General features: G+C 45.5%; 10 protein-coding genes, 1 pseudogene and 1 riboswitch. Of the genes and pseudogenes, 8 read left to right on the top strand and 3 right to left on the bottom strand.

Translation table 11 applies throughout. From position 1 onward, the window contains the following. Positions 1-112 precede the first annotated feature (112 nt). On the bottom strand, positions 113-1093 hold the full coding sequence (locus tag A6049_RS12510; RefSeq protein WP_063564970.1) for a DMT family transporter: 981 nt from the start codon (positions 1091-1093) through the stop codon (positions 113-115). 144 nt (positions 1094-1237) lie between these two features. Continuing rightward, positions 1238-1389, bottom strand: a riboswitch (FMN riboswitch). Between the two features lie 83 nt (positions 1390-1472). Continuing rightward, positions 1473-1970 (bottom strand): DinB family protein, encoded by a 498-nt coding sequence (locus tag A6049_RS12505; RefSeq protein WP_063564969.1) that lies wholly within the window; start codon positions 1968-1970, stop codon positions 1473-1475. Between the two features lie 135 nt (positions 1971-2105). Between A6049_RS12505 and A6049_RS12500 the strand changes: the two genes are divergently transcribed. The 5 genes from A6049_RS12500 (at position 2106) to A6049_RS12480 (ending at position 8583) form a co-directional block, all read left to right on the top strand. Then, positions 2106-2666 carry a CGNR zinc finger domain-containing protein gene (locus A6049_RS12500; RefSeq protein ID WP_063564968.1) on the top strand — a complete coding sequence of 187 codons (561 nt, stop codon included), beginning with the start codon at positions 2106-2108 and terminating at the stop codon, positions 2664-2666. 222 nt (positions 2667-2888) lie between these two features. Continuing rightward, entirely contained in the window at positions 2889-4256 is a 1368-nt protein-coding gene (locus tag A6049_RS12495) for an amidohydrolase family protein (RefSeq protein WP_275078629.1), read from the top strand. Between the two features lie 542 nt (positions 4257-4798). After that, positions 4799-6238 (top strand): branched-chain amino acid transporter BcaP, encoded by a 1440-nt coding sequence (bcaP, locus tag A6049_RS12490; protein ID WP_063564966.1) that lies wholly within the window; start codon positions 4799-4801, stop codon positions 6236-6238. 311 nt (positions 6239-6549) lie between these two features. After that, positions 6550-7623, top strand: coding sequence for a hypothetical protein (locus A6049_RS12485; protein WP_063564965.1), 1074 nt, complete (start codon positions 6550-6552; stop codon positions 7621-7623). Between the two features lie 27 nt (positions 7624-7650). Next, positions 7651-8583, top strand: coding sequence for a tyrosine-type recombinase/integrase (locus A6049_RS12480; RefSeq protein ID WP_063564964.1), 933 nt, complete (start codon positions 7651-7653; stop codon positions 8581-8583). 399 nt (positions 8584-8982) lie between these two features. Here the strand turns inward: A6049_RS12480 and A6049_RS12475 are convergent, their stop codons facing one another. After that, on the bottom strand, positions 8983-9912 hold the full coding sequence (locus tag A6049_RS12475; protein ID WP_063564963.1) for an L-lactate dehydrogenase: 930 nt from the start codon (positions 9910-9912) through the stop codon (positions 8983-8985). Between the two features lie 312 nt (positions 9913-10224). On the opposite strand from A6049_RS12475, the gene A6049_RS12470 reads away from it, so the two are divergent. The 3 genes and pseudogenes from A6049_RS12470 to A6049_RS12460 form a co-directional block, all read left to right on the top strand. Then, positions 10225-11502: a VPS10 domain-containing protein gene (locus tag A6049_RS12470; RefSeq protein WP_063564962.1), complete on the top strand. Its 1278-nt coding sequence runs from the start codon at positions 10225-10227 to the stop codon at positions 11500-11502. Positions 11503-11637: 135 nt separating this feature from the next. Further along, on the top strand, positions 11638-11847 hold the full coding sequence (locus tag A6049_RS12465) for a hypothetical protein (protein ID WP_063564961.1): 210 nt from the start codon (positions 11638-11640) through the stop codon (positions 11845-11847). A gap of 357 nt (positions 11848-12204) precedes the next feature. Further along, positions 12205-12521: pseudogene (locus tag A6049_RS12460) on the top strand (collagen-like protein); the annotation flags it as partial.

The following is a 12521-nucleotide window of genomic DNA, read 5'->3' as shown; positions in this document are numbered from 1 at the left end:
CTTAATCTACTATTCCATAAGTCATCGTACCACCGGAATAGCGAAAAGACAAAAGGCACTGAACATCTCAAAGGATGTCCAGTGCCTTAATTGATTTGCTTTTATATAAAATTCAATCCGTACGGAGCTTTGGTGCACCGTCAGCCGGAGTCGCTGATCGTTCTTGCTGTTTGGAGATGGCGAATAGGGCAATCCAGATGAGGATGAAGCCCACCAGTTGCTCCCATGTAATTAATGTACGGAATGCAATCCAGTTTACCAGTACACCGGCCATCGGGAAGCTCAGTTCTGCGAGCGTTGCGACTGAGGCCTTGGTGGAGGAGAGCCCTTTGTAATATAACAGAAGACTCAGTAACCCTGGCAGTAATGCCTGACCCAGAATATTAAGTGCTACAGCCGCCTGTTCACCTGTAGCGGAAGGGAATGTCCAGGCAGCACCTTCGTTCCACGTCATAAAGATCAGCAGTGGCAAGGCTACGACAAAGCGCAGAGAGGTGACCGTTTCATAACGGGTTTGCCCCAGCATCAGCCGCCCCATAACTGTTGAACCGCCCCACAATGCAGCTGCACCCAGTGATAACAGGCTACCTGCATGAACCCAATTGTCCCAGTTGCCAAGGGGAAGGGTAAATCCAAACGTGAGCAGGTATGTTCCTGCAAGTGCAATGATAAACAGTCCACCGAAGCGGCGAGGCAATGTTTCTTTCAGCAGCAGCTTAGCCAGAACAATCGCAAATAGCGGCTGCATCTTTTGCAATAACAAAACGGTGTTGGGATCGTTATGCGTAAGTGCCAGGGTGAACAATACCGTGGCGAGAGCAGATCCTCCCCAGGAGATAAATATCACGGCAATCCAGTGGCGAGCACGCAGGTTTTTCAAATCGGCCCGGAACTTCCATAACACGGGAATCGCCACAAGGCTGACAATAATATGTTCCACCAGTACAATCTGCGTGGAGGTCATCGTTTTGAGCAAAATAATACGGAACAGTGGATCTACACCCCAAAGGGCGGCGCCGAGCACGACGAGCCAGAATCCGGTATTACTTCGTTCCTTGCGGTAAACTGTTGATGCAGGTTGTGTCTTTTCCATATTCAGGACTCCTTCGTCAGAACACGGAATCTTCAGTTGGCAAAATCGACAAAAGCCCCCGTTTTGGTATACACCAAATAAACGGGGGCTCAATCATTGACATGTCGTACGAAAATAAGCCTTTCGGTAACGGCATGTCAATGTGTTGATCTTCTCTCATCCGGACTGTACCGTCGGCCTTGGAGTCACACCAAGTCAGTCGCTGAATCCCTACATCGGGTCAAACAGCGAGTCGCGGGCTGGTTCCGAAGAACATCACCGCCGGTTGGGAATTTCACCCTACCCCGAAGATCCTATTCAATTATATTGTGTATTGAACAAGCTGTAACATTAATAAGTCCATCTTATTCCTGTAAGCGCTAGCAGTTCAAGTGTTTTTTTAGAATATGATATTCCAGCTTCCTTGTTGTCTGCGTAGTAATACAATCTGTCCTGCATGATACGCATCGTGGAGTACCCAGCGGGCAAGCTCATGTGCCCATTTTTCATCTGTATCCATGTACGGGGCTTCAAGATCGGATTCTTCTAATGAAGCGAGCTGATCACGAAGCTGTCCGGCTAATTGCGTTGTATTTTGCATAAGTACACTCCAGCCAGCAGTATCAGAAGGGTCGCCCGGATCTCCGAAGGTGGATTCATTGTTTTCGGCAGGTGCACCAGAGGGTGTTGTGCCCTGAATACGACTCAACAAACGATGATTATAGTAATACATATGGTTAACCAACTGCCAGATGCTTAATCCACCGGATGATGGAACCCAGGCTGCCTGTTCAGCAGTCAGTCCTTCGAGTACCTTGGATAAAGGCACAATCCAGTTACATTGATCCCAGGTATCATCTTTCTGAATGAGCAATAGTTCTGTTGCTGTTGTAGTCATTGATTTTTCCTCCCTAAAATGAATTCATGGTAACTAGCTAAAGTGCTTAAATGTGGTTACAATTAATATAACCCAAACATGAATGTTTGTAACTATCTTTTTGAATCTAGGTAGTTACATTTAGCGGAGGTACGTATGGATAGACTATGGACTGATTTTGTTAACAGTGATTACCACGACTGGCGTGGCGGGGATCGTTCAGAGGACAGGCTTGGCAAAACCGAATGGCAGCAAGGATTTCTCAAACAATGGCAACTGATTGCACCTGTACCTGCTTCTCCGGAAGAGGAGGGAGCCTTGAGAAACTTTAGAAATGAATTGCAGGCTCTTGCAACTCGTTTATCTGACGGAAATGCATTATCGAACCAAGACCAGGAATGGCTAAACGCCATGATGAAGGAAGGTCAGGTTATAAGAAGACTGAACGCTGGAGATGAGGGACTGAATCTTTCACTTATCCCTGTAGGAAATCAATGGCAGCAGGTCATGGCGGAGGTTGCAGCCGATTTTGCCATCACTGTAGTTGAAGGGGATGGGGGAAGGATTCGTATCTGTGACAATGCGGATTGTCGCTGGATGTTCTATGACGATACGCGCAGCAGAACCCAGAAGTATTGTGATGACAAGATGTGTGGTAATCTGATGAAGGTTAGAAGATTTAGGGCAAAACAGAAGAAGGATCAGCAGCAAGAGTAGAGTGTATGAGAGTACGGCGTATGCACAGAGTGATTTGCGGTACTTTTCGACAACCGGGAAATGTTCAATAGGTTTTTTTGTAATCAAAATTGAATGTTTCCATCCTCTTCTATATAATGGTTATATACTTAAAATATTTCAGCTAGTCATTTCATCATCAGAGATTAACATCCGGGATTCAAGCGTATATCCAACAAAAAACAATGATTGGAGATGTGTCTTGTGGGGACAAGTTATCTACTGAAAAATGGTTGTGTATTGTCTATGGATTCGTCAGTGGGTCAGTATAAACGGGCGGACGTTCTCATTGAGGATTCTCTTATTACTGCTATCCAGCCCGATCTGAGTTGTATTGAAGCGGAAGTGATAGATGCATCGGAGATGATCATACTCCCTGGACTTGTAGATACGCACCGGCATGTATGGGAGTCACTTGTAAAAACAGCGGGAACCAACTGGTCACTGCCGGTCTATCTGCAGAATCTCTACTATGGAGCGATGGGAAGTAAACTCCGGCCACAAGACAGCTATATCGCCAATTTGCTGGGTTCATTGGAAGCGCTTAATGCAGGAGTGACCACGGTGCTTGACTGGAGTATGCCGTATTCCCCGGAGCACACGGATGAACTGATTCGCGGACTTCGGGATGCGGGTATTCGGTCGGTTTTCGCTTATGGTGTACCAGGTGAGACGCCCTACTGGAACAGAGAAAGCAAGCTGACTTATTCGAATGATGTGAGAAGAGTTAAGGAACAGTATTTTTCCTCACGGGATCAGCTGCTCGCGTTCGGTCTTGCTATTCGAGGTCCGGAGTTTAGCCATTGGGATACCACGGTGAAGGAAATTCAGCTTGCCCAAGAGCTGGATGCGATATGTTCAATGCATGTTGGCTTTGGAAGCTGGGGATCTGTGGACCGCTCGGTAAGCAAATTATATGAGGCTGGTTTGCTGAATCCGGGTCTGAACGTCGTACACGGAAATACAATGGATACGGATGAATATAAAATGTTGGCCGATAGCGGCGCCTCACTGTCCGTCACACCGGAAGTAGAGATGATGATGGGGCATGGGTATCCGGCAACGGGGTACTTCCTTGAAAATGGTGGAACCCCAACGCTCGGAGTCGATGTTGTAACATCAACAGGTGGGGATATGTTCTCCCAGATGAAATTTGCACTTCAAGCTGAACGTTCCCGTGAAAATGAACAACTTTTGCTCCAGGGTGAAATGCCTGGTGAGCTTAATCTGCAATCCAGTCAAGTGCTGAGATTTGCAACTTCTGCTGGGGCAAAGGCTCTGGGACTTGAGCGGAAGGTTGGCACACTTACGCCAGGTAAAGAAGCCGATCTGATTATGATCCGAACCACCGACCTTAACTTGTTCCCGGTGCATGATCCGGTTGGAGCCGTCGTTCAATTTGCCAATCCATCCAATGTGGATACTGTGTTTGTAGCAGGTCGTCCGGTGAAGCGCGAAGGTAAGCTGCTGCATGTCGATCTGAACGAGGTTCGTCGGAAGGCTCTGGACAGCAAGGAATATCTGCTATCTCAATATCGGATGTCGGATGCAGAGCGAATTGTATTTTCATAAGTTAGATGATCCGTGTGAGTGAAAGAGTGATTCTCTTCCTGAATGAATAGAGTGGATGTTCTTATCTCGTTTATAGATCTAATAGCGTTACAAGTGATGGGCCGCATACGGATATGCGGCTCTTTGGCGTAGTGTTTATCGTGCAACAGGACAGGGGGAGCAAGGAATAAACCGCAAAAAGAGGCGAAAAGGCACTGTATTTGCACAGTTGCATGTAACAACCATTTTGTGATGTTTTGGTAAAGAAAAAAGCTATTAAAAAACTGCGCATAATATAAATTATACGCAGTTTTCTTTTAAATCGATTTTCATATTCTCCCCTGTCCAACAGATCATGATAAATTTCGTCGAGAATGCACAAAATATACCTTCACCCAAAAATAAATTTAACAAAGCAACGCGACAAAGTGTAGAAATCGATAGATTTTTGTAGTTGATCGGTAAGATAGAACAAAGGACTTTTTCATAGAACAGATGACTCAAACAAAATATTTGAAGTAAAGAGACACTTTCATCATTTTCAATACGAGAGGAAACTGTGTATGAACCAAAACCAGAATCGATCTTCACTGTTTAGAAAAAAGCCAATTGCCACCGGAGATAATGAAAGCAACATGTTGAAGAGGGTGCTTGGCCCATTGGATCTGATGACCCTCGGGGTAGGTGCGATCATCGGTACGGGTATATTTGTACTCACAGGCGTTGCTGCCGCAAAATATGCAGGTCCCGGTTTGGTACTGTCTTTTCTGCTGGCAGGTATTATCTGCGCCTTCGCTGCATTGTGTTACTCGGAGTTTGCTTCCAGTGTGCCTGCTTCAGGAAGTGCGTATACATATAGCTATACCGCTTTTGGCGAAGTCATTGCCTGGATTCTTGGATGGGATCTTATTCTGGAGTATGGATTTGCAAGTGCGGCTGTTGCCAGCGGCTGGTCTGGATATTTTCAAACGTTATTGTCTGGATTCGGGTTGCAATTACCCCATGCGCTCACTAGTGCATTTAGTCCTGAAAAGGGAACCTATTTTGATATCACCGCAGCGGTGATTACGTTAATCATTACATTCCTGCTCACCCGAGGGGTGAAAGAGGCTGCTCGTGCCAACGGAATCATGGTAGCGATTAAAATTATCGTGGTGCTGATCTTCATCGGTGTGGGTGTGTTCTATGTGCAGCCGGATAATTGGCAACCGTTCCTTCCGTTTGGTATTTCAGGAGTAACCGCAGGGGCGGCAACGGTATTTTTTGCTTACATTGGGTTCGATGCGGTCTCTACGGCTGCGGAAGAAGTGAAACGTCCTCAACGGGACTTGCCAATCGGTATTATTGCATCTCTTGCGATTTGTACCGTGCTTTACATCGTTGTATCGTTGATCCTGACAGGGATTGTACCTTTTCACATGCTGAATGTGAGTGATCCGGTTGCCTTTGCCTTTGAATTTGTACAGTTGAAAGGATTGTCCTGGATTGTTTCGCTTGGAGCGATTACGGGAATTACCACTGTATTACTTGTAATGATGTATGGTCAGACACGTTTGCTTTATTCCATGTCACGAGACGGACTATTGTCTCCGGTGTTCTCCAAAGTCAGTGGCAAAAGCCAAACACCTGCTACAGGTACTTGGGTTGCTGGGATCATCGTCGCTTTATTCTCGGGTTTCATCTCACTTGGCCATCTGGCGGAGTTGACCAACATCGGAACACTGTTTGCTTTTGCGGTGGTAAGTCTGGGGATTATCGTATTGCGAAAAAACAACCCGGAACTCAAAAGGGGATTCCGCGTGCCTTTCGTCCCATTGATTCCTATTCTGAGTGCTGTTGGTTGTATGTATCTCATGACACGTCTTGCAGCTCTCACCTGGATTACGTTCTTCGGTTGGTTAATTATTGGTTTAATCATCTACTTTGCCTACGGTCGTCATCACAGTCATTTGAATCCGGCACGGCGTATATCGGACACGTTCAAAACAACAAAGGGGAAATAGCTGTCATAGCTGATTCCTACATTGTAGAGATATCTTGAAAGGTTAGTAAATTAATTTGCACACTGAAACTATACGTTAATAGAGTCAACTGCATTGTCTCATACTGCATCGCCAAAGCGGCGCGGTATGGGGCTTTTTTTTGTGAGAGCAGTTCGTGTAATATAAAAAAATGGTAATTTATGAGGCTATAAATGGGTATCTAATAAGTAATACATCTATCCTTGTGAGTGGAACCGGGGTTGCGGTCAGGGCAAATATGACATATATTTGGGGGTGTGATATGCCATCAGACATAGGAGAGGGGATGTATCATGAACACACCATTACATACCAATCAACATCACCATAATTCGAATTTCGGTTTTGCATTGGCTGACTCAGCCGTACTTGCCGAGACGAAGCTAATCCTTTCACATCCAGAGGACACAAAACAATTTCAATTGGACATTGATCCGCAGCGCCTTTTGAAGGATGGACGCAAGGTATCGGTTATTGCGCAGTATATGGATACACCGCCCGATAGGCAAGATACCATTATCATATATGGGGAGGAGCTGGGATTTGCACAATATGCAGTTACCCTGCGACCAGACAGTACATGCTCACTCACTCCCATTGAAGGAATAGATCATCCGATCGTATTGAATTTGGGTGACTTTGCAGAAGGGGAGTACGAGCTGCGAATTTCACTGCATGTCAAAACACCCCGCATCGCAGAGGGACCGCTGGAGCCCGAGCAGCATGCCATGGTGAAATACGCTCAGGTGGTAACAGTTGCGATATGTCTGTTTCCAGCCGAAGCTTCGCAGATGAATACAGCGCTTGAAACGGTATGGACACGGGATAATCATGTGTTTGACTCCTACGGCAGTGGTGGCTTTATTCTCGCAGATCTGCCTCGTATGGCGAAACGTGTAGAAAATCTGATCGGTTCTGGAAACCATAATCTGATTGAACAATTCAGTGAGGGTGACCTTTCGGACACCTTGCTTGAGGAAGGTCTCATGGCGATTGCCTGGGGAGTAACACCTTGGTGTTATTCGATATATTCGGCTCCGGATGAACATTCGAGAACTATACTTTCGGTAGACAAGCTGGGTGATGAACCTCAGACCACGGGGATATACCGTGTGCATCCTGAAATTAAACAATTAAGTATCGTGCCGGTAAACGAATTGGCATACTGGCCATCCTGTGCAGAGAAAGCATGGCCTGTAATTGATGTTGCGGGTGAAGGCGAGACGTTGCGTATGGACTTGTATGTTCAGATCTGTGAATCAGTGAATGGACTGCACGAAAATCCACTACCTTCATTTGTACTCACCCGCAGTGAGGGACAACCCGAAGCGATCATTCCACTAATCGATGTCGTAATTGTAGATTAATAAATAGAAGTGTGGTGACGAACACAGATGATGACCGAAGAGATTCAGGAGCAATACGCCGATGAGCTTGAAGCTTTTCACATATGGATGAAAGATGCGGGCTACACGGGACATACGGTAAAATCATACACAGGTGATGTTGCCGAATTTCTCGTCTCAATTCATGGAAAGTCACTGGAACAGGTCAAAAAACTTCATGTGTTATCCTTCTTGTCCCGAGCTCGGGAACGAGGGGTAAGTGACTCGACGCGTAATCGGAAACACGCTGCGGTGAACTGTTTTTATAAGTCATTGATTGAGCTTGAATTGGTGACCAATAACCCTGCTTTTGGAATCAAGAAATCCAAAACCGAGCAAAATCGTGCCCCCGTCTTCCTTGACGAAAGCGGTTTGGAACGATTTTTACAATCGGTCGAGGGTAAGTATCGTACACGAAACCTGGCTATTTTTCTGCTTATGGGATACATGGGATTGCGGGTCGGAGAGGTGCATGCCTTGAACTGCAAAGACTATAATGCGGAACGGCGCACGCTGGACGTATTCGGTAAGGGCCGGAAATGGCGTACACTGCCTGTGCCTGAGACCGTTGCCGGACTGTTATCCCAGGCTCTTCAGGAGCGGCTGGATCCATGGCGGGCGAAGGAAGAGGCATTATTCGTCTCGCAAAAGGGGAAACGATTATCGATTCGCAGTATTCAGCTTATATCGACCGAAACCTTTGAACGCTTTCAGCAGGAATCAGCCTCCAATCAGCGTGTGCACTATTCCAGTCATAAACTGCGTCACTCCTTCGCGACTATGATGCTTAGACGCGGAGCAGATCTGCGAACGGTTCAGGAGCTGTTGGGTCACTCCTCCATTCAAACCACCACAGTGTACACCCACGTAACCAGCCGCGAGAAGGAAGAAGCGATGGCCTTGCTGGATGTCAAACTTCCCGCGTTTGTGGCTGATATGTAAAAGATAAGCTTCGCTTATATAATAGAAGAAAGTAATGATAAAGAAGCTGTCCAAAACGACAGTTTTTTTTTCATTTTGATGGAGTGGATTATTAATACTTTTAATGGAAAATGAGAGGCGATCTGAAATTACAAAATAATTCCGTTTTTATTGTTACAGAATAATTATTATGTAAACTAAAAATCGAAATCAATGTTTACTTTTCTTACCCATATGTGATAGGGTGATAAACTAGCCAGAGAATGACCTTAACGATATACAACAGTGTAAGCTATTAATAAGACCAAAGGACCACTCGCATCTTCGCAATGAAGATACAGGTGGTCCTTTAGTTATACAAACTTAACGCTATTTAATCATTATAAAATAACGTGATTAGTCAAACGCCTGGATTTGGATTTACTCCAGTCCGGCAATCTGTTCCTTCAATTTGTTAGCAGAGGCTTGGAAAGCGACTTTCTCCGTCTCATTCAAAGGAAGTGGCAAAATCTCGCGCACACCGTTGCGATCAACTACACATGGAACACCCAGATATACATCGGATACGCCATTGTAATCTTCCAGCAATGTGGAAACGTTCAGTACGGAGCCTTCATTGCCCAGAATGGCAGCCACAATACGGTCCAAAGCGAGCGCAATTGCATAGGAAGTGGCACCTTTGGCATTAATAATCTCATAAGCTGCATTTTTGGTCCGGTCGAAGATATCTTGTTGTGTTTCTTCATCCAGATCCAGATTCGTTCCTGCAACGTTGGCGAGACTCCATACCGGTACTTCGGAATCGCCATGCTCCCCGATAATATGAGCGTGAATACTGCGTGGATCAATTCCTTTGTTTTTACCAATAAGGTAACGGAAACGTGCGCTGTCCAGCAAAGTACCAGAACCAATTACGCGTGAAGCGGGCCAACCGCTTTGTTTCCAAGAAGTATAGGACAAAATATCTACAGGGTTCGTTGCAATCAAAAGAATACCATGGGAATTAACCTCAGTTATACGTTCAATGATCTCTTTGAAAATGCTTGCATTTTTCTTCAGTAGATCAATGCGAGTCTCTCCTGGTTTTTGGGAAGCACCTGCAGTAATAATAATGATGTCTGCGTCTTTGCAGTCGGAGTAATCGCCTGCCCATACTTTAACGCCTCCGGTAAATGGGAGACCGTGGTTCATATCCAGCATTTCGCCGGTAGCCTTATCATGATTCACATCCACAAATACCAACTCGGACGAACGCTGTCTTAACATCAGCGTGTATCCCGTTGTTGTTCCCACCGCACCCATGCCTACAATAACGACACGACTTGGTTTGAGCGCTGCACTGTTTACCATTTTCATATCCTCTCCTTTTTGGGGTATACTTCCATCCATATTAAGGGATAAGCGTGCGAAAAGCGAGCCATGTCTATAAACTTTTTCACATTTCATGTCTTTTTACGGAGGATTTCGTCGAAAACCTGGTTTATGTTTTATACAAGAAACAGATGCACTAAAATGATCGCTGTCTGCTTCCAGAGAGTGGAGATGAACCTTTTCGACATCGTTTGTGGTAGAATAGGAGCAGTGGATTCAGATGAATCGTAAAAACAACATGAATGGACAGGCATGCGCGCCTGCTTATTGGATGAGAGAGGTGGAAACCACTTGCGTTCGCAATGGATCAAAATCGCGCAGACAGCATTGCTGTCTATCGGTATAGCTGCTCTGCTGGCGGCTTGCACCGATTCGGGAGAGACCCCGGTGGCAGAGCCGCCGCAGGAGCAAGAAGATAACGGGAATATGGGCCAGACCTTAACTGTTGTTCCCCCCGCAAACAGTACACAAGCTTCGGATACAGCCAAATATCAAATTCAGACCCGTTTAACCGATTTCCAGTTGCTTAATGGTAACGGTGGATTAGCGTGGGGAGTGACGCGGAACGCCCTGCGTCTGTATTATACTCAGGATCAGGGAAGTACCTGGACCAACATCTCACCTTCGGAAAATGTTCAGTTTCCGGCTAATCCGCAATATGGACAAAGCATTTATTTTGTAGATAGTACACATGGATGGATTGTTCGTGAAGGAATGGGTGGAACAGATACGATGGTGCTGCGCACGAATAATGGTGGAGCGAGTTGGAGTCTGTCCTCCTTATCGAAGACGGATAAAGTGACGGCCATTACATTTGTTTCTCCTGAGAAAGGCTGGATACTGACAACAGTGGATACTTCCATTGGCAAGCAAGACAAGAAATTGTATCTTACCGAAGATGGCGGTATTACCTGGAATCAGATGACTTCGAGTGACGAAGATGGTAAACCAGCATCTGCAGAGATCCCTACACGGGGTTATTCAACTGGGATGACGTTCTCGGACTCGGATCACGGGTTCTTGACCGCTCTAGAGTTCGGTACGCCGAAATTGTACGTTACAGCGGACGGTGGCCAACATTGGAAGTCGGGCCCGTCATTCTTTGACCGAAACAAATTTAACGGATGTGGTAATTTTAACATCAGCTCGCCACAGTTTTTTGGACGGGAAGCTCAAACTGCCTGGATGTCAATATCCTGTTCTCAAGGGGAAAGCACCAAATTCAACGGGTTTTTCACAACAAATGGCGGAGAGAGCTGGCAGTTATCAACGTTCAGTCTGAATAAACAAACCGGAATCAATCGCGGTCTGACTCCTACATTTCTAAATCCCTTGGAAGGCTGGGTCATGCAGAAAGGCAAGACTTATTACACGAAAGATGCCGGCAAGACTTGGAAAGCACTTCCTACAAGTGAAGTACTAGAAAACATTCTTAAAGAGTACCCTGAGATCGTCAAGCTCCAAATGGTTTCTTCGAAACTAGGCTGGATTTTGGTCGAAAATACAGATGCCAAAAGATCACTGTTGCTGCAAACCATAGACGGCGGTGTGCGTTGGAAAGTACTATAATTGCGTTCGAATAAAACGTCTTAAGAAAAGGAACCTACGGGTTTCTTTTCATTTTAATTACTTTGTGAAATAAATCACAATAAATCCCTTCAAATGATGTTATATTGAATTCAAGAAGAGATGGGAGTGATGAACATGAGAACGAATGAACAAGCTCAATTCACGCAGGCGGACGAGTTAACCAGATACATGCTCCAATTATGCTACACATGTGATGATGCCAACCGTTGTACCACCGAGGAAGAAGTCAAAGCCTGCATGGCGAAGCACGCACAGGCAGATGAACCGGAGCAAGCGGATGGTGAAGAAGTCACTCGCGGATTCATGGATCTGATGTACGCGTAGACTCATAGGAAGAATATTAAGTGTTCTGAATATAACAGTCAGATTGTTAGGAAACATCTCCAAGCGGGGATGTTTCCTTTTTGTGCGGATTGACTCTTGATTATGGAATCAAATCACAAAAGAAATTTATAAGAGAAAGATACATAATTGGTTAAAACATAATAAATCAAAACTATATACTATCACGATCAGAGCCTTTTTTTTGCTTTACTCCTCTTAAAAAGGGCCAATCTACCACGTTAATAGCCTTTTTTTCCTAAATATAGGTTGTAGTTTAGTTGAATATGGTTTTTCGTCCATACACCAAACTAACCACATACGTACGTTAAACTATGTCTATAGGGAGGTGTCCACACGATGAGCAGTTCAGAAGAGAAGAAGCGATCTAAGAGGAAAAAGGTAACGGTATATCCCTGCAAATCTAAAAGAAAAAATTGCAAAGTGAAGGTGACTAAAAAATTAGTTCAGGTAAAATGTCCGCCGCCTAAAGTGAAAATTATTACGCCTACGGTCACTGGTCCAACAGGACCACAAGGTACTCAGGGCGCACAGGGAATTCAAGGACAGCAAGGGGTGCAAGGACCACCTGGAGCTCAGGGTCCGGCCGGAGGCCCTCCAGGTCCACAAGGACCTCAAGGTCAACCTGGACCAGCGGGAGCCATGGGTCCACAGGG

Origin of the sequence: Paenibacillus sp. O199 (assembly GCF_001636635.1) — a bacterium.
GTDB classification, from domain to species: Bacteria; Bacillota; Bacilli; order Paenibacillales; family Paenibacillaceae; genus Paenibacillus; species Paenibacillus marchantiae.
The sequence above is the reverse complement of the archived record's forward strand: the minus strand, read 5'-3'. Positions and strand labels throughout refer to the sequence as shown.